The following is a 25,943-nucleotide window of genomic DNA, read 5'->3' as shown; positions in this document are numbered from 1 at the left end:
GTGGAGGCCGTCCCGCACTGGCAGTCGGCATGAACTCTCGTTCAAGTATGGGCACACGCTGCCGGGAGTTGCGAGTCAGGTCGGGTCGGGCCTGACCGCCCTATCGTCCGTACTCTCACTGGTAGTTGAACAAGCCAGAAGGTATGGCGTTACTCGACGACGATGAGTGGAAGGACGGCTTCGAGCCCGATTGCCGCCGGGTGGTTATCCCCGTTCCGGCCGATCAATGCGGCCACCGTCTGCGGCATGGCAGCCGGGGCGGCAGCACAACACCTTCGAACGCTGCATCAACCGCTTAGAGCAGTGGCGGGGCATCGCCACCCGCTGCGAGAAGTCCACAACCGTCTACCTGGTCGGACAACACATCGCGGGCATCTTCCTCTGGTCCGAACGGTGATCCAAACGAAACGGCCTAGGACATGCCGGCGCGGATCCCGCGTCGGCGAAGGCAACTCCGGATCTTCGTCAAGCGCATCCGGCCCTTGCTCACTGTCTCCGGCCGGTCCCGTAAGTGGCGGTGTCCCGTCTCAGTGAGGTTCAGCCGATGCCGTTGAGAGCCAGCGAGTGCTGAGCATCAAAACCAGGTCGACGTAGATCAGTGCGGTACCCGATCATGCGTTCATGCCCCTGAGAGAGACCCTCGCCCGAGTCGATGCAGACCTGGCCGCCGGCCGGGTTCCCGTCGCGCGCCAGCGCTTGCGCGGTCTCGTCTCGTCCTTCCCGTACGACCTGACGCTTCGCCGGCGTCTGGCCGAGGTGTACCGGCTCTACGGCGACGCCGCCGAGGCTGGACGCTGGATGTACCTTGAAGAGGGCCGCAATGCCGACGAGACCGCCGCCTTCGAGACGCGGTACGGGTCTCCCGGGTGGCGTATGAAGGCCCTTGCCTGGCCCGGCGAGGAGGCGATGGCTGCCACCGCCTTCGCGGAGGGGCAGCTGGTCTCGGTGCGGACCGCCTGCGCCGAGGAGCTGGGGCACCCCGTCGACTGGGACGACCCCGCCTCCTACCGGGACGGCCTGGAGGAGGAGTACGAGGCGCCCTCCGAGCCGTGGTCGGTCAGCGGTGTACTGGCGGGCGTCGGCTGTCTGATGGGGGGCCTTGCGTTCCTTGCGATCTGGGTGAACGGAGTCGTTGCTCTCTTCGACTGAATCAGGTCACCGGGCGGGTGAGGGGCGCCGCGCAGGGTCGGTGGACGGTCCAGAACTGTCGCGAACGGGATGCTCTGTGACGAGTGAGATGTTCGCGCGGTGTGTGCTGTGATCACGGCTTCGGAGCCGCCCTGGATAGCTCCGTTGACCGGGCTGAGCCCTCGGCTGTTCGGCAAGCTGGTGACCGTACTGCGGCACGAGGATGCTGATGCGGTCCGCAAGGGTCGGCCATGGAGCCTGCCGCTGGAGGACTGGTGCAGCTGTCACGGCGTACTGGCGCACCAACTTGACGCTGCGGCAGCTCGCACCGCTGTTCGGCGTCTCGACATCCGTCGGCTGACCGCATCATCAGCCGTCTCGGTCCCCTGCTCGCACTCAAGCCCCGCAGACTACCGCTGCCGGGCTCGCAGGACCGATCGGCCAACTTTCAACAGGGCACCCCACCGAGGGCGATGCGAAGATGGGAGTGTCAAAGGTGGGTGGGCGTCCGCCCGCCAGCAGACTCCCTGACAGCCAATCACCAACGCGGAACCCTGTTCCCGCGAGCAGGTGAGGTGCACCATGTTCCACCTGGGGCTGCGCGCCGAGAGTGCGCGGAAGAATGGACGTAACCGTGCGGAACGCCGTACCCCCGTGGAGGCTGGCGTGCTCGCTGCGGCCGTCCTTGCAGGTTCGGTCTTCGTAGGCGGAACAGCCACCGCCGAGGCACCGACGATGGTGCCGCAGAGTCCCAGCCAATGCCGCGAAGGTTACAAGTGGCGTCAGATCACTCCATCTGACTACGTCTGCATCCCATGGCAAGAGACCAATCTCCTCACCGTCGACGCAATAAACGCCAGAGGGAACACGAATGGCGCAGGTGAGTGCCTGAACGGATACAGGCACCGCTACGCTGTTCCCGGCGATAGGCTTTGCGTTGACAACGCAGCGTATAGCCGCACGCGTCGTCAGAACGCGCACGTCGCCTACGGGTGGGCAGGAACGGCCAGCCGGGACCCCGAAACCCGCACCGTCCTGCACCCCTTCAACTGGGACGGAGGCGGTGCATACACGATCACCAGTGGGGGCACGGACCCCAGGCATCCTCTCGCGGTGGACGTGTTCGCAGGAAGCACCGCCGACGAGATAAAGTTGGGCGTGTGGGGACTGCACTTCGGGGACAACCAGAAGTTCCGCTTCAGAGCGCCTCGCACTGGTGACGGAAACGTCTATCGGAATCGCTTCGAAATTGTGGCAAAGCACAGTGGGAAATGCCTGGACGTGGAGTGGGGAAGCACAAAGAGCGGCACGAGAGTCCAGCAGTTCCGATGTTCCGGAAACATCAATCAGAAATGGTATCTCTGGCGTCGCAGCGACAACAAATGGGAGATCCGCTCTTCCCACAGCGATAAATGCCTCGACATCTTCAGCCCATCAGGCACCCCACAACTAGGGGGTCATCTGCAAATTTGGCCCTGTCACGGCGGCTCCAACCAGGCATGGAACATTCGACACGCCAGTTAGTTCGTTGTCGCCGTCCTGGGCGTGGACGCGGGCATTCGGCCACAGAGCCGCTGACCCTGTTTGCCAGAGGATCGTGGGGTCTTGATTTTGCCGGACGTCTCTCCATCGACGCCGACGCGGCCGAGATCGCCTGTGTATTCCGTCAGTACGTGCCAGGGTCCATCGAAGTGATCTTCTGCAATCAGGCCTTCAACGTCGACCTGGTGATCACACCCGACACCACCCCAGCAGAACTCATCGGCAAGGTGGACGCATTGCCGTAGTCGTCTCAGACGGACACACGAGTCGGATGCGGGGTCGGAGCGGATTACGGCACTTCTCGAATGGCGCCCCCCGCCGGCTGGCGCCTCCGCCTGGACGCCGCAGCGCCGTGAGGCGTACGCCAACGACCAGGGCACCCCCACTGACCAGGTAGCAGTAAGCCGCGCGGACGAACCGCTCATGGCCGACCAGGACCCCGCCGAGTGGATGCCCGCCGCTGCCCGACTCGCACTGCCGCTACATCGAAACCTGCGAGACCACTGTCGTCCACTACACCCCACCGTGGCGGCGTCGGCCGCGGTTCCCACTGCCGCGGGAAGACGCTCAAGACCTACGGCTGGGTCGAGGACACTCGGCAAGAGGGTGACTGTGCCAATGTCAGCGTCTGGCCGGGCGGAGGGCACCACTGGAAGGTGGTCAGCGCATGCGGCCGGGAGAACGGAGGAACTTCGAATTCGCCTTCGACGGAACCACGACGGCGAACGTACGGCTGGACCTCGGGCGCTGACCTCCCGTAAGCGAGAAGGTCGAGCAACCAGTGGCGCGTGCGACCCTCTTCACCGGCGCCAACGGCCGCATCACTGCTTGGCGCCGGCGACCCTGTCCCGCAGCTGCGATCAACTCGCTGATCAGCCATCCAGACAGAGCAACCGCCCTCCCCACACCTCGGCCGGGACCGCCTGCCGCCTTTGGTGAGCGCCTTCAGGGGAATCTGCGGGGTGATCCCGCGCGTCCGCCGACCAGGCTGCGAACGAGTTTCGGCAGCGCCGGGCCGTCCCCTGATTCCGGCGCCGTGGCCGAGTCGGCGTCAGCACCTCGCCCGTAGCGTTCACTCTCAATCTATTGCAACGCACGGTTGAGGGGCGTTGCGTTAAGTTTCAAACCCACTGCAACGATATTGCCATCTCCACCTGCGCATACGCCAGTTGAGCGCAACACGGGTGTTGCCAGATCTGTGAATGCAACGTAGCTTTTCCGTCATCGGAAACGACAAGCCGCAGGAGAGCATGATGCAGAAGTTCGACACCCCCGCCCCCGTCACCGCCGTCCTCGACATCCCCGCCGGACGCATCCAGTTCATCGCCGCCGACCGCACCGACACCACGGTCGAGGTCCGGCCCACGGACGCCTCGAAGAGCCGGGACGCGAAGACGGCGGAGCAGACCACGGTCGCGTACGCCGACGGTGTCCTGCGGATCGAAACCCCAGTGAAGAACGAGTACTTCGGCGCTTCCGGATCCATCGAGGTGACCGTCCAGCTGCCCGCAGGTTCCCGCATCGAGGGGAAGGCGGCCGGCGCCGAACTGAGGGGCGTCGGACGGCTCGGCGACGTCGCCTTCGCGGCCGCGCAGGGCCCGGTCAAGCTCGACGAGGCCGCGAGTGCCCGCCTCAGCGTCCTCGACGGCGACGTCGAGGTCGGCCGCCTCGGCGGACCCGCGGAGATCAGCACCCAGAAGGGCGACATCCGGATCGCCGAGGCCGCGCGCGGCACGCTCACCCTGAGCACGCAGTCCGGCGACATCTCGGTCAACGCCGCCGCCGACATCTCGGCCGCACTGGACGCCCGTACCGACCACGGCCGCATCAGCAACGCCCTCAAGAACGACGGCACCGCCGAACTCGACATCCGCGCCACCACCTCCCACGGCGACATCACCGCCCGCAGCCTCTGACCCGCAACCTCCAGAAGGAGCACCCCTCATGACCAACCTGGCCATCGCGGCGAACGCACTACGCAAGTCCTACGGGAACAAGACCGTGCTCGACGGCGTCGACCTGGCCGTCCCGGAAGGAGCGATCTTCTCCCTGCTCGGCCCGAACGGCGCCGGCAAGACCACCGCCGTCAAAATTCTCTCCACCCTCATCTCCCCCGGTCCCGGCTCAGGCGAGATCCGTGTCGGCGGCCACGACCTGGCCACCGCCCCACAGGCCGTGCGCGCCGCGATAGGCGTCACCGGGCAGTTCTCCGCCGTCGACGGCCTGATCACCGGTGAGGAGAACATGCTCCTCATGGCGGACCTGCACCTGCTCTCCCGCCAGGAGGGCCGCCGCACGGCCGCGGAACTCCTCGAGCGCTTCGACCTGGTGGAGGCCGCGAAGAAGCCGGCGTCCACCTACTCCGGCGGCATGAAGCGCCGCCTCGACATCGCCATGACCCTGGTCGGCAGCCCGCGGCTCATCTTCCTCGACGAGCCGACCACCGGCCTCGACCCCCGCTCCCGGCACAACATGTGGCAGATCATCCGCGAGCTGGTCTCCGACGGCGTCACCGTCTTCCTCACCACCCAGTACCTGGAGGAGGCGGACCAGCTCGCCGACCGTATCGCCGTCCTGAACAACGGCAAGATCGCCGCTGAGGGCACCGCCGAGGAGCTCAAGCGGCTGATCCCCGGCGGCCACGTCCGGCTCCGCTTCGCCGACCCGTCCGCGTACCAGAGCGCCGCCTCCGCACTGCGCGAGGTCACCAGGGACGACGAGGCGCTGGCGCTGCAGATCCCCAGCGACGGCAGCCAGCGTGACCTGCGCAACATCCTCGACCGGCTGGCCTCGGCCGGTATCGAGGCCGACGAGCTGACCGTGCACACCCCCGACCTCGACGACGTCTTCTTCGCCCTCACCGGCGACACCAACGTCCCCAACCAGCGCAAGGAGACAGTCCGATGAGCGCCCTCTCCCTCGCGGTACGCAACTCGAACACGATGCTGCGCCGCAACCTCCTGCACGCCCGCCGCTACCCGTCGCTGACCCTGAACCTGCTGCTCACGCCGGTCATGCTGTTGCTGCTCTTCGTCTACATCTTCGGCGACGTGATGAGTGCCGGCATCGGCGGTGCGGACCGCTCCGCGTACATCGCGTACGTCGTCCCGGGCATCCTGATGATGACCATCGGCGGCACCACGATCGGGACCGCGGTGTCCGTCTCCACCGACATGTCCGAGGGCATCATCGCCCGCTTCCGCACGATGGCGATCCACCGCGGCTCGGTCCTCATCGGCCATGTCATCGGCAGCGTCCTGCAGTGTGTGATGAGCGTCGTCCTCGTCGGCGCCGTCGCCGTCGCCATCGGCTTCCGCTCCACCGACGCTTCGGCCCTGGAATGGCTCGCGGCGTTCGGACTGCTCACGCTGTTCGCCCTGGCGCTCACCTGGATCGCCGTCGGCATGGGCCTGATCAGCCCGAACGCCGAGGCCGCCAGCAACAACGCGATGCCCCTGATCTTCCTGCCGCTCATCTCCAGCACCTTCGTCCCGGTCGACGCGATGCCCGGCTGGTTCCAGCCGATCGCCGAGTACCAGCCCTTCACCCCGGCCATCGAGACCCTGCGCGGCCTCCTGCTCGGCACCGAGATCGGCCACAACGGCTGGCTCGCCGTCACCTGGTGCCTGGGCCTGACCGTGCTCGGCTACTTCTGGTCGAAGGCCTCGTTCAACCGCGACCCGAAGTAACCGCCATGACGATGCGGGCCATCACCCGCACCCCGTCCCACCCCCGGGGCGGCGCTACTCCGACGCCCGTCGGAGTGCGCCGCCCCGCTGCTGTCCCCGACCGGTAATGGAGCTGCGGTCGCGACCGAGACCGTGTTCGGTAGGAGCCGGGTGGCGCCTTCCCCCGTCGGGGTGTTGGGCGAGTCATGCCGCAAACTCGGCGGGGGCGCGTGCCTCACATCGGTCCGGCGCCACGACCGCGACCTCAAGCCGCATTTCACCCAAGCCGGACATTGCTCTGGTCTGGTGATCAGGCACCCGTCGAGCCGTCCCCGCCCGGCTGAGCCGGCGCCGCCGGACGATCGAGCGCACTGTGCGCGCCACGAGGCCCGGCGAATTGAAGGAGGTACAGGACCTCGCTGCCAGCGTGTCGCCTCAGGCCCAGGGGCATTTCAAAGCCCTGGCGACCACGCGGGTCCGCAGGGCAGAGCGGTCCGTTCGGGCCCGTCACGTACGCAACGAAGCTCCGTTTGAACGGGGTGACCTTCCCAAGTCGCCCTGAACCGCCAGAGCTTCGATGTGCCGTCGGTCTGCCACCATCTGTCTCGTCAAGTCGCTTGCTCTGGAGGGTGTGGCAGGGCTGTCGCCGGTGGAGCGGCCATGGCCGCAAGGAGAGCCGCGACCAGGGCCGTCACCGTCCCGATCTCGGCCTGAACTTCCCTCACGCCGTCCAGGCCGTGCGCGTCCTGCTTCACTGCACGGATCTCAAGAGCGGCAGGTGCAGCCGCCAGACGGTCCACGCGATCACGGACCTGACATCGCATCAAGCCACGCCCTAGCGGCTAGGCCAGCTCGACGGGTCGCAGTGGGCTATCGAGAGCCAGCTCCACTTCGTCCGCGACACCGCGTTCCGCGAGGACGCTGAAGATCCGCACCGGCCATGGGCCAGAGAACATGGCGACACTGCGCAACCTGGCGATCAGTGCGCTCCGGCGGCACGGGCAGCACAACATCGCCGCCGGCGTCCGCCACTTCTCCTAACCTCCATTGGTGAGCTGGGCGAATTCACCCTTCGGAAGCGGCGCGTAGTGACACTCTGTAGCGTTCTGCCGTGACCGCGATACCGTCGCACTCTGTAGCCCAGCGGCCCCGCACATGTGGCGGCGTTCTCGACGTGCTGAGGTTGCTCGCATGATTCCAACCTGATTGGACCGCCGTGACTGATGCAGCCTCTCGCGCAGAGCGACAGGTCGGACATGTACGGAACGACACGGCTGGGCGCATTGCGCTGGCACGAGAGTTCTATAGGTCCGCTTCCGAGCCTCTTCGTCGGTACGGCCACGCTGAACTCAGCTTCCTACGCTGGTCTGCTGCTCGCGGAGTACTGGAGCCAGAGACCGCCAACCCTCCAGGCAGCCCATGGTGGCGTTCCGTAAACGAAGTGCTTCTCAAGGACAAGGCTGAAGCCGGTCTTCGGTGTGGCGGTGCTGGTGCCGGTACAGCGAGTAGCCGCAGCGTCGAATACTGGATGGAATTCATTCGGGAGCCGTCGCCGGCTCTGTGGTACCGCGCTCACAATGCCAGCATTGTTTCGGGCTACCTAAGGTACGCAGACCTGGCCCGTGCAGAGCTACAGGTGGAGCGCTTCATGATGAACGTTGCTCTGCTCCGCGTGCTGTTCACTCACGCAATGCTGGTGAATCCGCGACTGGCGCTGGGGCGACTGGCCAGGCTGGGCCCACGTCTGGTGGATCCGCGTCATCGGACAGTCAAGCTCTTCCTGGACCTCGGTCGATCCTTTCCGTCGGAGTACCCGCTGACGGTGCCCACTGCGCAGGCCATTCTTGACGAGCATGCACTTGCTCGCATGCTGGACTACGGCATGATCGCGCCCCGTCTACCGGCGCTGTACGAGTTCTCGGCAGAGGCACTTGAGGAGCCGCGCCTGGCGGGCCTATTGGACGCGGGTGTGCCGGCCTATGCGTGGGCGAGGGAAGACCGCTCTATCTGGTATATCGGCAACACAGGCGCCCACCTGGGTGCAATCGCCCGGATTTCGGGCGTACGGCTGCTTTGGCAGCGCTCTCCCGTGGCTCGTCCTGGCCGACGGTTCAGACCGTGATCGGCCCCCGCGGGTGCATAGATCAGCCCCCAACGTCCTCGGGGAGCCGAGTGCTGCCCTCCGTATGCTTCCGTCACACGATGCTGACGACCAGTGATGGTCGAAGCGCAGGGAGGCACCGGGGCGACGGCCGTCGCGCCGTCCCCGTAGGTCACCGCGCGCCGGGCTCGGACCACAGCGGCGACGTTGCCCCGTTAGAAGGCGAGCGCGTCCCGGTCGGTCTCACTCAGCTCCTAGCGCGGGCGAACGGCGGGCGCGGCCGGCTTCGGCGGCGCGAGCCAGCGCCACACCGTCCGCTCCGACACATCAAGGCCTTCCGCGACGTACGCACGTGCGCGGCCCTGTGAGCGCCTCGCCCTCCCGAAGCCGGCCCTTCGACGGCCGCCCGGTGCGTCTCCGCCGTCACCTTCCCCATGGACCGGAGGTGCGTGGGGGCAGAACCGCCGCGCCGATCGCAAGAATGATCACGCTGCCGTGACTATCGCATTCCTCGCGGTGCCACGGCGGCCCCTGCCGGGGAACTCTCCATACCAGCGGAATGTAAGATTCCGCCGATGCGCGAGATCGACATGTTCAAGTCCATGGCCTCCGGCAGCGACCTCGGTCGGCTCCAGGCGGCGCCGACCACCCGTCCCGGTTCTCCGGCGGGTCTCCTGCCGCGGTGCGCCGCAACTGCCATCGACCTGGTCATCGCTGTCGCGGTCATTCTCGTTCCGCTGGTCGGCCTCGACCGGATTCTCACGGCAGTCGGTGTCGCCGACGGTGAAGCCGCAGTGATCTGGCGTACCACCGCCGCCCTCTGGGTCACGGCCTTCTTCCTGCTCTACTCCCCGTTCAGCGTGTCGCGCTGGGGCGCGACTCCGGGCAAACGGGCCCTGCGCCTCGAAGTAGTGCACCTTCAGACCGGAGAGCGCATCGGCTACGGCGCGGCCGTCGCCCGGCACCTCACGAACCTCGTGGTGACCGGCATCCCGGTGCTGTGCGTCGCCAACGTCTCCTCGATCAACCTCAGCAAGGACCGCCGTGGCCTGCACGACAGGGCATCGGGCAGCGCGGTGATCCGCCGCCGGTGAATGCGCGGTCAGGGCGGACGGCGACGCCGGGGGGGCGGCGAGAAGGTTGCTGGCAGAGGCTGACCAAGCTGGTCGAGATTCCGCACCGCCGCTCTGTGCTTGCGTCCCACGAGAGTCTCCCTGTTGACCAGACGCAACACGATTGCCCACGGTGTGGCCCCGATCGCCGGGTTCAGCGCTTGCCCCCTGCGATCTCACCCCGGGTCTCGTTCGAGAACGGCTCAGAGACGGTCGAGCGCTGCCCGGGGCTCTGTCCGGATGGACGGTACGGACAGGGCACAGAGGCACGCGACGGGCGTCAGTCCCGGTGACTGTTCAGAATCGGGAGGACCTGCCGGGATGGTAGCGGCCGACGGGCCAAGCCAGGCTGTTCCGCCGCCGCGCGGAGCGCGACTGATCTGTGGCCGCTCGGGCAGCGGTGAGCCGGATCGGTCCGGTCCGGTGATCGCCAGCGGTGTTGTTCGTGGCCATGAAGCGCTGCCGTTCGACGAGGATCGGGATAGCGAGCGAATAGGGCTCGCATTGAAGCGGCGCCGCGCTGTCTCAACCGCGCGGTCAACGGTGTGCACACCGAGGGAGCTGTCGAAGCACTGGTGCAGGCGCTGTTTCACCGGCGTGCAGGGCCGCTTCCTCTTGTGCCACGGGATCCTGGTCCACGGACCTCCTCGATACGTGATGCGGTGACGGCACGGCCGATCGATACCGATTGTTCCCTCCCACTGGCTGCGGTCGACTGCGCCCGCGCATTGCGCCGACGGGGTGCGTACCGCTCGCGCGGGGGCGACAGTCGCCCCTCGATCCCGGGCTCAGGGGACGCCGTATGTGGGTGGATCGGTCATCAGCGAGGCGCGGCGCTTGGGTCGTGGTAGCTGTCTGTGTCGGAGAGGAAAAGCGCCAGCGCCCGCCCGTGCTCGGCGACGGTGGTCGGTCGGGAGAGGCGGCGTAGCGGGTGAGGATCAGGGTGCCGGCCTTGACGCTCCAGGTGGCGGTGCCGAACTGGCGCAGCCACCACGCAGTGCCACGATGGGAGGAAGGGGCTTCGTCGCCGGGCTCTTCAGGGAGGCGATCATGGGCCGCGAGTATCACTTTCATTGCGAGTACGCCGCCTGCTCGGTCACCGTGGGCCTGCGGATGGGTGGGACCCGGGAGCTGGAGCTCCTCGTGGATGGGAAGCAGGTCGCCGCTGCCCGCGCCCATGGCCACCACGCACAGACGATGGTGATGACCACGATCCTGCCCACCGACCCGCCTCGCGGCATCGAGGTCGAGGTGGCGCTTCCGGGCGCTCTCGGCGGTGATCCGGCAAGCACCCTGCTCGCGGGTGGCGAACGCAGGCCCATGCCCGCCCGGGAGCTCCCCCGGCGGGCGCGTCCGACGGAGGCCGACTGGTACTCCTGACCACTCCTGCAGCATCGCCGCCCACTGCCCGCACGGGCTCTGCGACTCCGTGGGTCCTGGTCCGGAACGGACCAGAACCCACGGAGCAGCGAGGGTCGCTACGGCATCCACGGGGCCGGCCCGGTGCGGGTAGCCGATCCACGGCCTCCCAGACCCGCCCATCTCCACGAGTTCCGTGTCGAGGAGCTGCCCAGCGCGTTCCCGGAAGGCGCGCACACGCGGGACATGGCGCGCGATTCAGAGGACATCCGATGCCCAGGGGCCACCGACCGTCAGGGCGGCGGCCGCTCAAGCCTGCTCGTACTCCCCACCTCCCTAATTGTCACGAGCCGGATCAAGCGGGGAATGAAGCAGATTCACCCCGGATCTACGCTGCCGCCGTTGCCGCATCCGGCTACCGCGAATGCTGCAAGCGCCCGTGAAGGTGCTGCGTGCGCTGGGCCGCTGCCTGTTCGACATCGCGGCCAGCGGCCCCGCTCAGGGCCTGCGGTCACTACGCGATCTGGCGCCGCGATCGACTTCGACGCCGAGGAGCCTGAGGCTGACGGTCAAGGGGACTCACGTCCGGCGGACCTGAGCGGTCAGTGGCCGGTGTGTCCGTCGTTGTGAGGCGGGGGCGGGGAGACGGGCTTGGGCTGGACAGACGTGCCCGGCGCCGGGGTTGCCGGGGTTGTGGACGGGGCGTGGTCGTCTGCGGCGGGTTCTTCGGCGGTGCCGTGACTGTGACCATCGCCGGGGGTGGCCTCCATGGACGCTGCGACTTCACGCAGGCCGAAGAAGGCGAGGGTCGCGACCGCGAGAACGGTCAGGCCCAGGAGGCTGAAGATGCGGCGGGTGGGGGTGTCGGCGTCCTTGATGACGTAAGCGATGAAGGAGACGACGATGCCGGCGGGGACGAGGACGGCGCCGCGGGTGGGGAAGTCATCGAAGTGCTGCAGGCCGCCGCTGAGCATGCCGATGCCGAAGGACAGGAGCAGCGAGGAGCCGATCACGACGAGTATGCGTGGCAGGCCGGGCCGCTCGCGGGTGAGGAGGAACTCGTTGAGGACGGTCGCGGCGAGGAAGACAAGCGCGCCGTAGGCGGCGATGCGGGTGTAGCGGTCAGGGTCGAGGGGATGGTGGACGACGGCGCCGCTGATGAGGCCGGCGCCGACGAAGTAGCCGACGTAGCCGAGGTAGCGGGCGGCCAGTGACCGCTTACGGGACTGGGCCTTGCGCCGGGCGGCCCGTCCCGTGGCCGGAGTGTCCGGTGTGGTCTGCGGGGTGCTGGAGTCGAGAAGCTGGACGGAGGTCATGTGCGAGTTCCTTGGGTGCGTGCGTGGCTCATCGCCCGGTCGGCCGCGGTGGCGGCCCTCCGGGGTTGGCGATGAGAGTCAGGGCAGATCGGGGCAAAGGGCCCGGATCTACACCTGCTGCACCACGGAACCGAGGGAGCTGTGTGACGGAGGAAGGCCGCAGGGACGGGTCTGGGTCCACCGCTGCTGCGTCATCGCGGCGAAGGAGGAAGACTGCACGGCCACGGCGGTCAGGTGCGGTCCGGGCAGGTCAGAATCCTGCTGCGGGTGCCCGGAGGCGCACGCCTCCGCGGGATGCGGGTGATCGCCGCCGGCATCGTCGGGGCGGTCGGGCAGCTGGTCGTCTTGGTGAGAGACGCCGTCATTGCCGGCGGACGCCAGGTGGGGCACGGCGACAGCGCCGCCGGTGACGTGCGCGGAAGCGCTGTCGGCTCCGGCGGCATGGGTGTAGAGGAACGCGAACAGCAGCGCGGTCAGCCACAGCAGTCGCAGCGGGCCCGCCTGGTGGCGGGTCCGTGCCGTACCGAGAGCGGGGCGGGCCGTGATCACACCGCGACCCTATCCGGCGTCTGAAAGGTGTTGCCTAGTGGCCCCGTCGTTGATCACGCGAAGCGGTCATCCGGGTGGGTTCAGGGAACCGGGCGCAGGCCGTCCAGGGTGACGGCGCCAAGCGGGCTACGGCCGGTGGGAGTGAGGGTGGTCGGGAGTGAGGGCGGCCGCGGCGGTCAGGGCGTGGATGCAGCACTCGGCGACATCGGCCGCGCGACGCTCCACAAGTACTTCTCCGACGTCGAAGCCGTCATGCCGGCCTGACAAGAGCGCCAGGTCACCTCCCACCTCCAGCGGCTCGCGGGCATCCACGACCAGGTCGGCACCCGCCACGGAGCGGCTGGCGTACGCGGGGCCTGGAGCACCGTCCACCGGCCGGACCACGGCAACACAGGACACTGACCTGCCCACCGCCGGCATCACCCCCTGGCGGACCGACACCCGGCAGGGGCCGCCCGGGGCAGGCGTCGGCGCCGCGCCCTGGGCCCGAGGAAGCACGCCGTCGGCGCCGGGACCTGGGCCGAGTACTACGCCGTCGGCGGCTGCCCGGCGCCGCCGAGCAGGACGGCCAGCAGCTGCCGCGTGGTCCTCTCCGTGTCCCCTCCCTGTCCGGGAACGCGTGTCATCAGCAGGTGGTGAACCGTGCCGACCAGCGCGAGCGCGATGGTGGCGGTGTCGGCGCCGGCGACCAGTCGGCTGCCGCGCTGCTCGGCCTGCAGGTAGACGGTGATGGCGCGCTGGATCGCGTCGAAGGCGGGCGCGCCGGACTGGAACCCCTCCCGGGTGTGCCGTGCGGCTGTCGGACGAGTCATCGCCAGCCCTACCACCGCTGCAGGCAGCGCTTCCAGCAGGTCGAGGACGACCTCCTGGAGGTTGCCGGCGACCGTGCCCTCGCCCACCTTCGCCTCCAGCGCCTCGGCCTGGCGGGCGCTGCGCGCGAACCGGTCCAGGAGCAGCTCGGCGACGAACTCGTCCAGGCCCGCGAAATGCGTGTGCAGGACCCCCTTGCCGCAGTCCGCCTCCGTGGTGATCGCGCGGCTGGTCAAGGCCGCCGCACCGTCGCGGGCCACCACCCGCTCCGCGGCCGCGAACAGCCGCTCGCGCAGATCCGGAATCGCCACTCCACGAGGTGACACAACTGCCCCTTCCCTCAACCCCATTGCAAGTATGGGCATCCGCCCATACTGTTTGGGCACTTGCCCATACTAGTGCCGGGGCGCAGTACTACGCCCCGGCGGGAGGGAGTCACCCATGACTCATTTCACCGACACCGCTCAGGCCGAGGCGTGGAACGGATACGAGGGCGAGCAGTGGGCCCGCAGCCAAAACCGCTGGGACGCCATCAATGACGGCTTCAACCAGCCCCTCCTGGACGCTGCGGCCATCGCGGAAGCCGACTCCGTGCTGGACGTAGGCTGCGGGGCCGGACGCACCACCCGCCTCGCGGCCCGGCGCGCCGGCCGGGGCCGCGCACTGGGGCTGGACCTGTCCGGCCCGATGCTGGCGAAGGCCCGCGAGAGCGCCCGGCGCGAAGAGGTGGAGAACGTCTCCTTCGTCCAGGGCGACGCTCAGGTCCACACGTTCGCCCCCGAGGGCTTCGATGCGGTCATCAGCCGGTACGGCATGACCTTCTTCGCCGACCCCGCCGCCGCGTTCGCCAACCTCCACCGCGCACTGCGCCCCGGAGGTCGGCTGGCCTTCATCTGCGCGGCCGAAGCCGAGGCCAACCAGTGGCTCGAGGCCATGGCCTCGCTGGAGGCCATCGTGCCGCTCGGCGACTTCGGCAAGGCCGGCGGCCCCGGCATGTTCTCTCTCACCGACCCCGACCGCATCCGCACCCTGGTCACCGCGGGCGGGTTCACCGGCGTCGACGTCCAGCGCATCGAGGTGCCGGGCAAGTGGGGCGCCGACGCGGAAGACGCCGCGGCGTTCCTGCTGGACTCCGGCCCCGGCCGCCACCTGCTCAGCCAGGTGACTCCGCAGCAGCAGGCCCAGGCGCGCCGGGCGCTGACCAATGCCCTCGGCCGTTACGAGGCGGGCGGGGCGGTGTGGCTGCGCAGCAGCTCATGGCTGGTCACCGCCGTACGCGGCGGATGAAGCAGCGCTGACCGTCGCCCAGCAGGTCCGTGGTGACCCAGGAGCGGACCATGCGGGTAAGACGTACCTCCTCGCAGCGGGGAAACAGCGGGCATCACCCCGTACGCAGCTCAGCCACGCTCCTATGCGGCGGGGACAACAGCCGGCACGGCCCCGGGGTGCTGCTTCAGAGCCATGCGGGCTTCCAGAACCCCGCCCTTCTCCAAGGTCGCCCAGAACGGATGCGTCGAGACCTCAATCGACAGCTCCCGCACCAGTGCCCACAGCCGCCTCTCCTCCGCGGCCTGCTCCGGGGTGTAGCCCGGGCTCGCTTCCCGGCCACCGGTGACGACGCCGGTGTGCGGGTGCACGTCGCCCGGCCACCCCGGCACCGGCTCGACCGACCACGGCAGGGACTTACACAGCACCGCATACTCGGCGCGCGCCCGATGGAGACGCCCCTGGGCGTCGATCAGATCAGTCGGAAAGGTTTCAGCCACGACAGGAATCATACTCCTGTTCGAATTCTTAGGGGCGGCGCCACGCCCGCAGTGCGACTGCGCGAGTGTCCCTGCCTCAGAGGACAAATGTCGTGACCCAGCGGTTGCCGCACGTGAAATGATCAGCCGCATGATCGAATTCTCTGCGTGGAAGGGCGGCCACCGCCCCGTCCGATGAAGTGGCTGGACGAGGCCGTGTCCGCGGGACACGCCACGACTGCCGCCCACCCTGCCCGCATCGCGGTCCTCGACGCGATACACGCCGACCGCACTGGCCCCGTACCCGTCCGGCTGCTTCAGCTCTCCCGGGCCGACGACGCGTTCGTACGTCGTGAGGTCATGGACCTCCTGTCATCTGCCGGGGAAGGGCGCCCTTGGCCTGAAGCCGCCGAGGCCGCGCTCGCTCGACTCGCAGACCCTGATGAAGACGTACGGCGCCGGGCCGCGTATCTCGTCGTGCACGCCGGAAGCCGCGATGTGGCGCTCAGTGCTCTCGGTGAACTCACCGAGCCTGTGGTGCGGACTGCCCTCGCCGATTCGCTTCGGGGCTCCGTCGCACACCTGCAAGACGACCCCTTGGCCTCCGTCCGCTTCCTTGCCCGACTGGAGACCCTGAGCGTCGCCCCTCCGCGGCAGTGGCCGCCACTCGACAGGGCACTGTTCGCCGATGCCCGGGAGGCCGCGCGCCATCTGGACGGCGTTGGGGGGCGCTGGGGTCGGGTCCTGTACGGGCTGGGGCGCGAGCGTCACGTCTACGCCCTGGCGGCGCGACTCCTCGGCGATCCCGCCACCCGGGACATCGGCGCCGGCTTGGCCCGGGAGGCCTGTCACGGCTGGCGGGCGGCCCCGGTCGAACTCCTGCCCCTCCTCGTACGTCACTGCGGACGAGGAATCAGCCTCGCCATGGCCAAAGCCCTCACCACCGCCTCCATCTCGGAGGCTGCGATGGAGAGACATGGCGTACTGATCGCCACAGTCCCCTTCACTCCGTATCCCAAAGCCCGTCGGCCTTCCGGCAGTCCGACGCCGTCGTACGACAGCACCGCCGCAGCCGCGGTCCTTCAGGACAAGCCCGTAGACACCGGGCGGCTTCACCGTGCCCCTGAGATCTTCGGGGCCCTGCTGGACGCGGGTCCGCTGACCTTCCGGCAGGCTGCCCAGCTGTACAACCTCACCTTCAAACGGCCGGGACGCATGCAGGCGGTATGCGCTCCGCTTTGGCTGCGGCACGCCGGCGCTACGGCGCTGCCTCGCATTCTCGATCTCATGACACCGCACGTCGGTGACTACGTGATGGGCGAGTACTACTCGGAAGGCCTGGCACGCATGGGTCGGCACGCGATGCCCGCGCTGCCGTCGCTGACGGCGCTGATCGACCGGCGTACCCGGATACCGGTCAACGACTCCACGCGGGACGGCGAGACGATGCTGGACGAGCGCCTGCTCGCCGCTGCGATCGACGCCCGGCGTGCGATCCTCGCCGACACCGCTTCCTGATTCCGGCGCCAGGTGTGACTTGGCGCTTTGGTTGGCCCGACTGGTCAGATACGCGCTCGGTAGTCGGTGGAGCCGATCCACGGCGTCCCGTACGGTCGGGTCCGTGATGATCAAGGCGGGCGAGCCCCGCAGGCTCGGCGGCCCGGCTCCAGAGGCGCGGTTGCGAGACTTGTGGATGAGGAGTGGTTAGGTGCTGGCAGGCATAGGGGCTTGAGTCTCCAGTAGGGGGAGACGCAAAGGTGGGGGCATGGACGGCGACACGCTCTACTCGATCGGCGAGCTCGCTCGGCGGACCGGTCTCACGGTCAAGACCATTCGGTTCTACTCCGATCGCGGAATCGTGGCGCCGACGGACCGCAGCCCGGCCGGCTACCGCCTCTACAACATCGACGCCGTCGCACGCCTGGACCTCGTGCGGACCCTGCGCGAGCTGGGACTCGACCTTCCTACGATCCGCAAGGTCGTGGACCGCGAGCTCTCGCTTCCCAAGGTCGCCGCGGCGCACGCCGAAGCACTGGCAGTGCAGATCCGCGTCCTGCGCCTGCGGCGTGCGGTGCTGACAGCGGTGGCCGAGCGCGGGTCCACACCCGAGGAGACAGAACTCATGCACCAGCTCGCCCAGCTCTCCGAGGACGAACGCCGACGTCTGATCGGCGATTTCCTCGACGCCGTCTTCGGCGGCCTTGACGCCGCCCCCGCATTCGCAGGGGTCATGCGCTCGATGACCCCCGAGCTGCCTGACAACCCGAAAACGGAGCAGGTCCAGGCGTGGGTGGAGTTGGCTGAAATGTCCCTGGACCCGGATTTCCGCGCCGTCGTGCGGCGGATGGCCGAGGACCAGGCAGCCGAGCAGGCCCGCAGCGACACGACGGGCCCGCGCCGCGACATTGCCGCAGTCGTCCGTGACCAGGCCGGCCCGGCCCTGACGGCCGGCATCGACCCGGCCTCGCCCCAGGCCGATCCGATCGTCGCGGCGTTCACGGCGCACTACGCGCACCTCCTCGGCCGCCCCGACGACGTCGAGCTTCGCCGCCGGCTGGCGACTCGGCTGGAGAGCGTGAACGATCCCCGCAGGGAGCGATACCTCCAGCTGCTCGCAGTGGTCAACGGCTGGCCGGCCCCGGAGAGTCTGGCGCCGGTGTTCGACTGGTCCGTCCAGGCTCTGCGCGTCCGGACACAGCAATGACGGGGTGGTCGCAAGGCGGCATGGGCCGGACGCGGCAGGCGTCGGGGGAAAACGCCGCCGCACATGATCGGTTGGTGAATGCCCCCGTCGTACTTCAGGTGGCCGCGACGCCGACCTCTCCCGCTCTCGTTCTTCGCCCCTGGCGCATGGAGGACGTTCCCGCATTGGTCGAGGTGAGCCGGGATCCCGCATTGCGCCAGTGGGCGAGCTCTGTCGTGGACAACGATGCTGACGGGGCACGGTGGGTGCAGGCCCAGCAGCGGGGCTGGGCAGCGGGGGGCCGGTTCGGCTTCGCCGTCCTTGAGGCACAACCCGGCTCAGTTCGCGAACAGTTGGTGGGCAACGTGGTCCTCAAGGAAGTCACCTCCGGCAAACCGGCGGCCGAGGTGGGCTACTGGACCGCGGCGCACGCTCGCGGGCGGGGAGTGGCCCCCCGCGCTCTGGAAGCACTCACCAGCTGGGCCTTCGACACCTTCGAAGCCGACGGGCTGGAGCGTCTCGAACTCCTGCACCAGGTGGACAACCTGGCATCGTGCCGGGTTGCGCAGAAGAGCCGGTACGACTTCGACAGCATCCTGCCCGCGGCGCCGCCCTCCTTCCCCCGCGATGGCCACCTGCACATACGGCGCACGAGTGCCTGAGATCCTCCCGGCTTCTGCGGATCGGCTGAGGCTGCTCACGCCATGAGGGTCTCGGGGCGTTCGACGAGGTGGCCGCGTTTCGAAGCGGGCCCCGGCACGGACCAGAGCGACGAGGTGGGGTGCGTTCACGGCCCGCCAGCGGGCCTGGGCGGACTCGACCAGTTTGAGAACCATCGCCAGCCCGGCGGCCCGGCTGCCGGCACCCTTGGTCACCTTGGTCCGCAGCCGCACGGTGGCGAACGTCGACTCGATGGGATTCATGGTCCGCAGGTGGATCCAGTGCTCGCCGGGGAAGTCGTAGAACGCCAGCAGCTCGTCCTCATCGTCCGCGATCTTCTTGACCGCCCTGGGGTACTTCGCGTGGTACTGCCTGGCGAACATGGCGACGGCTTTGCGGGCCTGCTCCTTGTCCTCGGCGTTGTAGATGTCCTGGATCGCGCGTTTGGCCGCGGGCTGGGCCGACTTCGGCAGGGAATCGAGAACATTTGCGGTTCTGTGAACCCAGCATCTTTGTTCGCGGGTGTCGGGGAACACCCTCGGCCAGGGCCTTCCAGAAGCCGAGCGCGCCGTCCCCGACGCCCAGCACCGGGGCGCGCATGCCCCGGCGGGCACAGTCGCGTAGCGGGCCCGCCCACGCCTCCGTCGACTCGCGATAACCGTCGGTCAGCGCGATCAGCTCCTTGGTGCCATCCTCCCGTATGCCCATCACTACCAGCACGGCGGCCTCGGCCTCCTCCAGGCGTATGCGCAGGTGAATGCCGTCGGCCCACACGTACACGTAGTCCGTAGCCGACAGATCGCGGTCCATGAAGGCGGCGTGACCGGCCTGCCACTGGTCCGTCAGCCGCGTGACCGTGGCCGGCGACAGCCCGGCCGAACTACCGAGGAACTGCTCCAGCGCGGGCACGAAGTCCCCCGACGACAACCTGTGCAGGTAGAGCAGCGGCAGCACCTCGCTGATCTTCGGGGACTTCCGCCAGCACGGGGGCATGACCCACTTCCTCCGCGACGGCCACCACAAGCTGGAGGCCGCGGCCACCGCCGGCCGCCCGGTGCGCATCCTCTCGCTCCTTGCCCTGGGCAAGAGCCTGGCCGAACCCGCCGACTGCGCCCGGCTGCCCGCTCTGCGCACTCAACTACGCTCGGCCCGAGCGACCGGAACCTGAGCCAGTGCCGTTGAGGCTGCCGCCCAGCTCAGGCCGAAGATTGGCGCGCGGGGCCGACGGAACCGGGTAACGTCTTTGTCATGTTCTTCCAGACTCCGATTTACGAGTGAGAGCGTGACGGGCCCCGCTGACCTCCCTCGACGTCGCCGCCCGTCCCCCACCGAATGAATCCGTAGATCACTTCACATCACCACCGGGAGAACCCGTGACCGACAGCAAGAACATCAACAACCCCGTGGGCCAGGGCGGCGGCCAGCGCAAGAGGCAGTCCCGCGCCGAACGGCAGAACAACGGTCCGCACCGCAACCTCGACCGTCAGGGTGCAGCCGACAAGAAGGCGGAGCTGGTGCGCAAGATGCGGGAGAAGGCACGCGCAGCTGAGGACGCCGCGCAGGCGAGCGACGACAACGCACAGAGCTGACGCACCGCCGCCGCACGGCACCGCTCGGGGCAGGGCTCAGACCGCACAGGGCAGGGCCCGGACCGCGACGCGCGGTCCGGGCCCTGCTGCCGTGTCGGCGCGGCCGGTCCCGCTCAGCTCTCGGCCGACCACCCGTGGCAGCCGCGGGTTCGGCAGCCCCCGTCACCGCCACCACCCGAGCTGCACCAGCATTCGACGTCTCTGACAGGCAGTAGCCACATGATCGGCCGGACAAGCTCTAGCTAGGTTCTGTCGTCAAATGTCACACCCCCATCAGGAGTGAGGCGAGGGTGATGGCTGCGGCTGCTTCGTAGGACTCGGTTACGGACCTGGTCAAGCCGTTCGGGACCCCCTTCTCGGGCTCCGGCCGCATGCTGATGGGCACGGACGACGGTCGAGTTGACCATTCTGAAGGCGCCGTCTAGAGGTTGTCTCACGTGGCAAGCTTCGCGAGCTTCTTGTAGCAGGTCAGGGCGGCGGCCATGGCCAGGCCTCGGCTCTGCCGTCCGTTGCGGACCCCATAGGGGATCTTGAGACCACGAGCAGCCCATGGCAGGCTCGTGCCGCATGATCGATGAATTCGCGAAGGACAAGCTGCACGGGAGACTGCGGCGGGACCGCAAGGCGCTGCTCTGGAAACTCGACGGCTTGTCCGAATACGACGCCCGCCGCCCTTTGACAGCGACTGGGACCAACCTCCTCGGCCTGGTCAAACACGTGGCCACCGTCGAGGCCAGGTACTTCGGCGAGGTCTTCGACCGCCCTTCCCCGGAACCGCTGCCCCGGTGGCAGGACTCCGACGGCAGCGATCTGTGGGCGACCGAGGACGAGACCCGCGATCAGATCATCGGGTTCTACCGGCGCACGTGGGAACACTCGGACGCGACGATCAACGAGCTTCCCCTCGACGCCCCCGGCCACGTGCCGTGGTGGCCGGAGCCTTATCCCAACACGAACCTGTTCGCCATCATGGCCCATGTCCTCAGCGAGTCCAACCGGCATACCGGGCACGCCGATATCCTGCGCGAGGGCCTCGACGGCCGGACCGGGATGCGCCCCGAACACGAGAAGCAGATCGACGAGGAAGCCCGTGCAGCCTACTGCGCGAAGATCGAGCAAGCCGCCAATTCGGCCGCACTGACTTGATGCTTGATGTTCGTGGGGCATGACGCCGGACGTGGGTGCCGACTTATCGCAGCGTCTGCCTCTAGGGCCTGTTTGAGATCGCGTGGGCGGCCAGCCACTTGATGAGGTCGCCCGCGATGCGGTCGGTGCTGGTCTCGACGGTGACGTCGTGTTCGCGGCGGGTGGTGTCCCGGCGGACGATCTCGTATCCGCCGTCGTCCAGGACTGCGACGGAGGCGAACCAGGCGGGGTCGTCCTGGTCGGGCTGGATGACGACGAGGGTGTTGTCGGAGTCGTTCAGGTCGCCGATCAGCATGAACAGGGCGTCCTCGGACGGGTCGTCGACGTGGTCGCCGTTCTCGCTGTCGGCGCAGTAGTACCTGGCTGCCACTGAACCCTCCCCAAAGATGTGCTGCCCAATGCCGTGATCAGGATGGCACGGCCGTGCGGGCGGCCGCCGGTTCACAGCCACTGGTAGATCGCGGCTATCTGGACGGTCGCCTCGAAGCGGAGGGCGAGCTTGTCAAACCGGGTCGCAACCGCCCGGTGCTGCTTGAGACGGTTGATCCCGCACTCAACCGCGTGGCGGGCCTTGTAGTCCTCTCGGGTCGAAGGCCGGCGGGCGGCCACCGGAGCGGCCACGGCGCTTGCGGACCTGGTCGGCCGGCTCGGCGATGGTGCAGCGGATCCCGCGTCTGCGCAGGTAAGCACGGTTGGCGCGCGAAGAGTACGCCTTGTCACCACGCACCCGCAGCGGCTTGCGCCTCGGACGGCCACCGTCGACCTTGGGCACCCGGATCGCTTCAAGGACCGGCTCGAACTGCGGGCTGTCACCCCGTTGACCTGCCGTGACCAGCAACGACAGCGGCTTCTGACCCTGCTCGCAGGCCAGATGGACCTTCGTGGAGAACCCGCCCCGCGACCGGCCCAGCCCGTGATCGTCGGGCTCCGTACCGAGCCCGCCGGGCGGTTCGTTCTGCGCGGCGCCGTCGCGGCGGGCACCGGCCGCGTGCTGGTGGGCCCGGCAGACCGTGGGGTCGACGTTCACCTCCCAGGTGATCAGCCAGGCCGCATCAGCCCTGGCCTGCAACAAGGTGAGGATCCGGGCCCAGACACCCTCGCGCTGCCATCGGCGAAAGAGTCCGTACCCGGTCTGCCAAGGCCCGTACTCGTGCGGCAGATCCCGCCACGGAACACCGGTCCGAACCCGCCACCGAACCCCATTGATCAACCGCCGCCGGCGCCCGGACCTGCGGCTCACACCTGCCGCAGGCAGCAACGACTCCAGCACCGACCACTGCTCGTCAGAAAGATCCCCACGCCCCACACCGTGATCATCACGGCATGAGGCGCGGGATGGGACACCGATCTTGTGACTGAGCGCTTCAGTTGGCGAGTTGCGTGTCTGCCTACCGGTCACGACACCGTCGTGACCGGGCCGGACCCGTGATCGTTGCCGCCCCGACCGGCCGCTACCGCCGAAGGCCGGTACTGCCGCGATCGAGGCGGTTGCGCTTCTGCTGGCCACCGGCATCGAGAATGGCCGGGGCCTGTCCTCGATGGCGGTGGCCTGGCCTCACTTCAGGTGCCGGGCGAAGAACCGGGCCCCGGCGTCGAGCTCGAACTGCGGGACGCCGGTGTGCCCGCCCATGTTGGCGTGCAACGTCTTCTCCTTGGAGCCGAAGGCGTCGAACAGGTCCAGGGCCGCCTGCCTGTCGTTCCCTTCGTCGTCCCATTGCAGCAGGACCTGCAGCGGAATGGTGACCTGGCGGGCCTCCTCGAACATGGAGCGAGGCACGAAACTCCCGGCGAAGAAGCCGGCGGCCGAGATGCGCGGCTCGACCACCGCCAGCCGGACGCCAATGGAGATCACTCCTCCCTCGTATCCGACCGGGCCGCCGATCTCGGGCAGCGACAGGAGGGCGTCCAGGGTGGCCTGCCATTCCGGGACCGACTTCTCGACGAGCGGGAGGACGAGGGCGTCGATGATCTCATCGCCGACCGGTTCGCCGGCCTCCATGGCCCGCCGCAGGTCGGCGCGGGCCTGCTCGGCGGCGGCCCATCGGGGCCGGTCACCGCTCCCGGGGAGCTCGATGGTGGCCGCGGCGAAGCCGTACTTCGCCGCGTAGTACCGGGCCCGCCCCGCCAGCCGGGGGTACATCTTGCGCAGGCCAAGGGGCGGGGGGCTGATCAGGATCAGCGGCGCCGGTGCGGATGCGGACGCGGGCGTCCACAGGATGCCGGGGATCTCACCGAGGGTGAACTCGCGTTCGAGGACGCCGTCGTCGAGGCGCTGCTCAGAAGTGAATCGCATGGTCGTGCCTTTCGGGAGTGCTCGTGAACGGCGCTCCCGGACGACCTATCGCCCGACCGTGACCCCGGAGGGGAGCACCCATGTCGATACTGCGTTCACGGGTACCACCTCCTCGTTCTCTCGCACGGCCTCCGGGAAGGTAGCAGTGGTCGCCTTGGTCCGCCAACAGGTTTTCGCGGAGGCGCCTGGGCCCACCGCGAAGGCGGTCACGCTCAACCCGCCAACTCAACTGCTCATCCGGCAACTGAAGCGCTCAGTCACAGATCTGAAACACGGCCTAGTCCTGCCAGTAGAACAGCAGCGTCTCGACCGTGAGGGGCTTGCGTCCGCCGAAGTAGTAGACGCAGAGGTCCGTGACCTGGATCGCGCCGGTTTCCGCATCGATCCAGCGGAAGCCCGCCGATTCGAGCACTCGGCGGCCGGCGGAGTCGTCGTCCTCGGCGGTCGCGAACGGACCGAGGGTGCTGATCAGGAGGCGCTCCTCGCCGACCTCGATCACGTAGTAGGTCCCGTCCCCCTGCTGGTTGTCCTCGCCGCACGAGACCGGGGGCTGCGGCGCGAGGCCGGCTGTCGTGAGGGCGACCACCGCGCGGCGGAGCTGATCGTCCACGTCGGGGCGGGCGGGCGGTTCGTCGACCAGGGCCTCGATCCGCCACCGCGGATCGCTCGCACGCTCGCAGCCGTGCGCGTACTCGTGGACGATAGCGCCGCGTAGTTCCTCGTCCAGGCACTCGACCTGGACCCGAGGGCGCCCCAGGCGCTCGTAGACCGCCCGTGTCTCGGCCTTGTCCTCGGTGAGGCCGTGCAACGCGTACGCCGCCCACAGCTTCGCCTCGGTCGTCGGCGCCTCATCGAGGTAGGCGCGCAGACGGTCCGCGTCGGCCGCGAGGGACTGCGCAAGGTACGCGACTGTCCGGTCCGGGTCCGCGAGCGCGTCGGTCACGTCGTCGTCGGCGCGATGCCGCATCAGGACGCGGAACGCCCGGTCCTCGGGTCGCTCCACGCCGAGTTCGGCCAGGATCGCGTCCGTCCCGTGCCGGTCGACCAGCCCGTCCAGACCGGCTTCGCCGGCGGCGCGGTCCCGTTGCCACGGAGAGGCGGCGAGAGTCGCCAACTCGCGCGCGGCCGAGCGGTCGCCGAGCAGGCCCCGCGCCTTCAGGAAGGCCTCGGCCATGCCGTACGAGTCGTCGGCCAGGCGGTCCTCGTGCCGCAGCCAGGGCAGCAGTTCCGCCCGATCCGCGAGCAGGTCGAGGAGGGCCCTGCGCACCTCGGCGGTGTCACAGGGATCGTGGATGCGCGCCGTCAGTTGGGGGATGTACCGCTCCGGGACCCGGTCGGTCAGCGCGATCACGCAGGGCCTGCGGCGCCACCACGGGTGCGCGGGGTCCGCCGCGTACCGGGCGAGTTCCTCCGCGTCGACGTCCCGCAGGCCTGCGATGTCGTCGCGTCCGGCCTGCGGGATCAGGGCTTCGATGCTTCGCATTCGGGGATGCTACTGCTCCCGCAACGCACTGAGCAGGGCATTTTCATCAACGCGCACATGGCCTGCCCTGGTGGGACACCATCGATATATGGCGCTGTTCAGCGAGATTGTCCTTGCTGTCATCGGGGCGCCGTGCGTGCCCGGGTTGCGGCCGTCCGGGGTTCAGGAGGTGCCGGGGGCGTACTGGGCGGACTTCCATCAGCCGTCCGCCGAGCGGACCGGTGACGTGGAGTCGATAGAACTCGCCCTGGCCACCAGACTCGGCCCACGGCTGGCTGCTCGCCACACTGCACGGGGCGCCGGGTACGTGCGCACAAGGCGGTCGGCGTCGGGCCCTCAGCTAGGTGTCAGTTCGTGGCAGCTTCGGGAGAACAGGGTCTCTGGGCGTGTAGAAGGTGAGATTGATGCGGGCGCCGGGGGCTGTGACGGGTTCGGCGAGACAGGTCGTGAGCTGGCCGGGTCCATGAACGGCGTGGTGGACGGGAAGCTCCGAGCCGTCGAAGTAGGGGATGGGGGCCGCAGCATGTTCTCGGTAGAGCGGTCCGGCTACAGGATCGTTGAGGACGTCGTACGCGAGACGACCGAGCGCCGGATTGTCCGGACTCACTCACCGTGTGCGGTCGCCGGGGGCGTATCGGCTCCAGGCGCCCTCGTCATCGCGAAGGCGCTCGGCTACCACCACGAGACAGCCACCCGTCTGGTCGCCGATGCCGGAGGTACATGGAGCCGATACGCCTCCGGCGACCACCGGCGATGAAG

Annotated in this window: 26 protein-coding genes and 2 pseudogenes; 18 read left to right on the top strand and 10 right to left on the bottom strand. The window is 68.6% G+C overall.

From position 1 onward, the window contains the following. The first annotated feature begins 621 nt into the window (after positions 1 to 621). The 10 genes and pseudogenes from ACFQ7Q_RS00625 (at position 622) to ACFQ7Q_RS00580 (ending at position 10,931) form a co-directional block, all read left to right on the top strand. Positions 622 to 1,149: a DUF6584 family protein gene (locus ACFQ7Q_RS00625; protein ID WP_383547768.1), complete on the top strand. Its 528-nt coding sequence runs from the start codon at positions 622 to 624 to the stop codon at positions 1,147 to 1,149. A gap of 99 nt (positions 1,150 to 1,248) precedes the next feature. After that, positions 1,249 to 1,538 (top strand): annotated as a pseudogene (locus ACFQ7Q_RS00620) (transposase family protein); the annotation flags it as partial. Between the two features lie 172 nt (positions 1,539 to 1,710). Then, on the top strand, positions 1,711 to 2,652 hold the full coding sequence (locus ACFQ7Q_RS00615; RefSeq protein ID WP_383547765.1) for an RICIN domain-containing protein: 942 nt from the start codon (positions 1,711 to 1,713) through the stop codon (positions 2,650 to 2,652). Continuing rightward, the gene (locus ACFQ7Q_RS00610; protein WP_383547762.1) at positions 2,628 to 2,915 is read left to right on the top strand and encodes a hypothetical protein; all 288 of its coding nucleotides are present in this window, start codon (positions 2,628 to 2,630) and stop codon (positions 2,913 to 2,915) included. The genes ACFQ7Q_RS00615 and ACFQ7Q_RS00610 overlap by 25 nt, the downstream gene beginning before the upstream one ends. A 1,008-nt stretch (positions 2,916 to 3,923) precedes the next feature. After that, positions 3,924 to 4,586 (top strand): DUF4097 family beta strand repeat-containing protein, encoded by a 663-nt coding sequence (locus ACFQ7Q_RS00605; protein ID WP_383548303.1) that lies wholly within the window; start codon positions 3,924 to 3,926, stop codon positions 4,584 to 4,586. A gap of 28 nt (positions 4,587 to 4,614) precedes the next feature. Then, a complete protein-coding gene (locus ACFQ7Q_RS00600) occupies positions 4,615 to 5,577 on the top strand; it encodes an ATP-binding cassette domain-containing protein (protein WP_383547760.1) in 963 nt (320 codons plus the stop codon). Further along, the gene (locus ACFQ7Q_RS00595) at positions 5,574 to 6,359 is read left to right on the top strand and encodes an ABC transporter permease (protein ID WP_383547757.1); all 786 of its coding nucleotides are present in this window, start codon (positions 5,574 to 5,576) and stop codon (positions 6,357 to 6,359) included. The genes ACFQ7Q_RS00600 and ACFQ7Q_RS00595 overlap by 4 nt, the downstream gene beginning before the upstream one ends. A 1,420-nt stretch (positions 6,360 to 7,779) precedes the next feature. Beyond that, entirely contained in the window at positions 7,780 to 8,460 is a 681-nt protein-coding gene (locus tag ACFQ7Q_RS00590) for a hypothetical protein (RefSeq protein ID WP_383547754.1), read from the top strand. 554 nt (positions 8,461 to 9,014) lie between these two features. Further along, positions 9,015 to 9,533: an RDD family protein gene (locus tag ACFQ7Q_RS00585; protein ID WP_383547751.1), complete on the top strand. Its 519-nt coding sequence runs from the start codon at positions 9,015 to 9,017 to the stop codon at positions 9,531 to 9,533. Between the two features lie 1,068 nt (positions 9,534 to 10,601). Next, complete coding sequence (locus ACFQ7Q_RS00580) at positions 10,602 to 10,931, top strand: hypothetical protein (RefSeq protein ID WP_383547748.1); 330 nt, start codon at positions 10,602 to 10,604, stop codon at positions 10,929 to 10,931. Between the two features lie 581 nt (positions 10,932 to 11,512). Here the strand turns inward: ACFQ7Q_RS00580 and ACFQ7Q_RS00575 are convergent. The 4 genes from ACFQ7Q_RS00575 to ACFQ7Q_RS00560 all read right to left on the bottom strand — a co-directional run bounded on the left by ACFQ7Q_RS00575 (position 11,513) and on the right by ACFQ7Q_RS00560 (position 13,911). Beyond that, entirely contained in the window at positions 11,513 to 12,226 is a 714-nt protein-coding gene (locus ACFQ7Q_RS00575) for a hypothetical protein (protein WP_383547745.1), read from the bottom strand. Positions 12,227 to 12,334: 108 nt separating this feature from the next. Beyond that, a complete protein-coding gene (locus tag ACFQ7Q_RS00570) occupies positions 12,335 to 12,775 on the bottom strand; it encodes a hypothetical protein (RefSeq protein ID WP_383547742.1) in 441 nt (146 codons plus the stop codon). A 126-nt stretch (positions 12,776 to 12,901) separates the two neighbouring features. Further along, positions 12,902 to 13,147 (bottom strand): hypothetical protein, encoded by a 246-nt coding sequence (locus ACFQ7Q_RS00565; RefSeq protein WP_383547740.1) that lies wholly within the window; start codon positions 13,145 to 13,147, stop codon positions 12,902 to 12,904. A 155-nt stretch (positions 13,148 to 13,302) separates the two neighbouring features. Further along, the gene (locus tag ACFQ7Q_RS00560; protein WP_383547737.1) at positions 13,303 to 13,911 is read right to left on the bottom strand and encodes a TetR family transcriptional regulator; all 609 of its coding nucleotides are present in this window, start codon (positions 13,909 to 13,911) and stop codon (positions 13,303 to 13,305) included. A gap of 115 nt (positions 13,912 to 14,026) precedes the next feature. On the opposite strand from ACFQ7Q_RS00560, the gene ACFQ7Q_RS00555 reads away from it, so the two are divergent. Further along, positions 14,027 to 14,872, top strand: coding sequence for a class I SAM-dependent methyltransferase (locus ACFQ7Q_RS00555; RefSeq protein ID WP_383547735.1), 846 nt, complete (start codon positions 14,027 to 14,029; stop codon positions 14,870 to 14,872). 122 nt (positions 14,873 to 14,994) lie between these two features. Here the strand turns inward: ACFQ7Q_RS00555 and ACFQ7Q_RS00550 are convergent, their stop codons facing one another. Beyond that, positions 14,995 to 15,351, bottom strand: coding sequence for a hypothetical protein (locus ACFQ7Q_RS00550; RefSeq protein ID WP_383547732.1), 357 nt, complete (start codon positions 15,349 to 15,351; stop codon positions 14,995 to 14,997). A 339-nt stretch (positions 15,352 to 15,690) separates the two neighbouring features. Between ACFQ7Q_RS00550 and ACFQ7Q_RS00545 the strand changes: the two genes are divergently transcribed. The 3 genes from ACFQ7Q_RS00545 (at position 15,691) to ACFQ7Q_RS00535 (ending at position 18,675) form a co-directional block, all read left to right on the top strand. Further along, positions 15,691 to 16,848, top strand: coding sequence for a hypothetical protein (locus ACFQ7Q_RS00545; RefSeq protein WP_383547729.1), 1,158 nt, complete (start codon positions 15,691 to 15,693; stop codon positions 16,846 to 16,848). Positions 16,849 to 17,095: 247 nt separating this feature from the next. After that, entirely contained in the window at positions 17,096 to 18,034 is a 939-nt protein-coding gene (locus tag ACFQ7Q_RS00540; RefSeq protein WP_383547726.1) for a MerR family transcriptional regulator, read from the top strand. Between the two features lie 74 nt (positions 18,035 to 18,108). Continuing rightward, the gene (locus tag ACFQ7Q_RS00535) at positions 18,109 to 18,675 is read left to right on the top strand and encodes a GNAT family N-acetyltransferase (RefSeq protein WP_383547723.1); all 567 of its coding nucleotides are present in this window, start codon (positions 18,109 to 18,111) and stop codon (positions 18,673 to 18,675) included. A gap of 35 nt (positions 18,676 to 18,710) precedes the next feature. Here ACFQ7Q_RS00535 and ACFQ7Q_RS00530 read toward each other — a convergent pair. Then, positions 18,711 to 19,660 (bottom strand): annotated as a pseudogene (locus ACFQ7Q_RS00530) (IS256 family transposase); the annotation flags it as partial. Between the two features lie 4 nt (positions 19,661 to 19,664). Here ACFQ7Q_RS00530 and ACFQ7Q_RS00525 point away from each other — a divergent pair. From ACFQ7Q_RS00525 to ACFQ7Q_RS00515, 3 genes are all read left to right on the top strand, one after another. Further along, entirely contained in the window at positions 19,665 to 19,841 is a 177-nt protein-coding gene (locus tag ACFQ7Q_RS00525) for a hypothetical protein (RefSeq protein WP_383547720.1), read from the top strand. A gap of 205 nt (positions 19,842 to 20,046) precedes the next feature. Beyond that, positions 20,047 to 20,262, top strand: a complete 216-nt coding sequence (locus ACFQ7Q_RS00520; protein ID WP_383547717.1) for a DUF6243 family protein — start codon at positions 20,047 to 20,049, stop codon at positions 20,260 to 20,262. 567 nt (positions 20,263 to 20,829) lie between these two features. Beyond that, positions 20,830 to 21,408 carry a DinB family protein gene (locus ACFQ7Q_RS00515; protein WP_383547714.1) on the top strand — a complete coding sequence of 193 codons (579 nt, stop codon included), beginning with the start codon at positions 20,830 to 20,832 and terminating at the stop codon, positions 21,406 to 21,408. 61 nt (positions 21,409 to 21,469) lie between these two features. Here the strand turns inward: ACFQ7Q_RS00515 and ACFQ7Q_RS00510 are convergent, their stop codons facing one another. The 4 genes from ACFQ7Q_RS00510 to ACFQ7Q_RS00495 all read right to left on the bottom strand — a co-directional run bounded on the left by ACFQ7Q_RS00510 (position 21,470) and on the right by ACFQ7Q_RS00495 (position 25,184). Beyond that, complete coding sequence (locus tag ACFQ7Q_RS00510) at positions 21,470 to 21,778, bottom strand: hypothetical protein (RefSeq protein ID WP_383547711.1); 309 nt, start codon at positions 21,776 to 21,778, stop codon at positions 21,470 to 21,472. A gap of 71 nt (positions 21,779 to 21,849) precedes the next feature. Then, positions 21,850 to 22,714 (bottom strand): IS5 family transposase gene (locus ACFQ7Q_RS00505; protein WP_383547709.1). Its coding sequence is split into 2 segments (ribosomal slippage): positions 21,850 to 21,993 and positions 21,995 to 22,714, totalling 864 coding nucleotides; the frame shifts between segments, so codons are not numbered across the junction. A 249-nt stretch (positions 22,715 to 22,963) separates the two neighbouring features. Continuing rightward, positions 22,964 to 23,701, bottom strand: a complete 738-nt coding sequence (locus ACFQ7Q_RS00500) for an alpha/beta hydrolase (RefSeq protein WP_383547706.1) — start codon at positions 23,699 to 23,701, stop codon at positions 22,964 to 22,966. 277 nt (positions 23,702 to 23,978) lie between these two features. Continuing rightward, positions 23,979 to 25,184, bottom strand: coding sequence for a hypothetical protein (locus ACFQ7Q_RS00495; RefSeq protein WP_383547705.1), 1,206 nt, complete (start codon positions 25,182 to 25,184; stop codon positions 23,979 to 23,981). An 88-nt stretch (positions 25,185 to 25,272) separates the two neighbouring features. Here ACFQ7Q_RS00495 and ACFQ7Q_RS00490 point away from each other — a divergent pair, with 88 nt between their 5' ends. After that, a complete protein-coding gene (locus ACFQ7Q_RS00490) occupies positions 25,273 to 25,941 on the top strand; it encodes a hypothetical protein (protein WP_383547703.1) in 669 nt (222 codons plus the stop codon). Positions 25,942 to 25,943 lie beyond the last annotated feature (2 nt).

It is taken from the genome of Streptomyces sp. NPDC056527, from assembly GCF_042794475.1.
GTDB lineage: Bacteria > Actinomycetota > Actinomycetes > Streptomycetales > Streptomycetaceae > Streptomyces.
The sequence above is the reverse complement of the archived record's forward strand: the minus strand, read 5'-3'. Positions and strand labels throughout refer to the sequence as shown.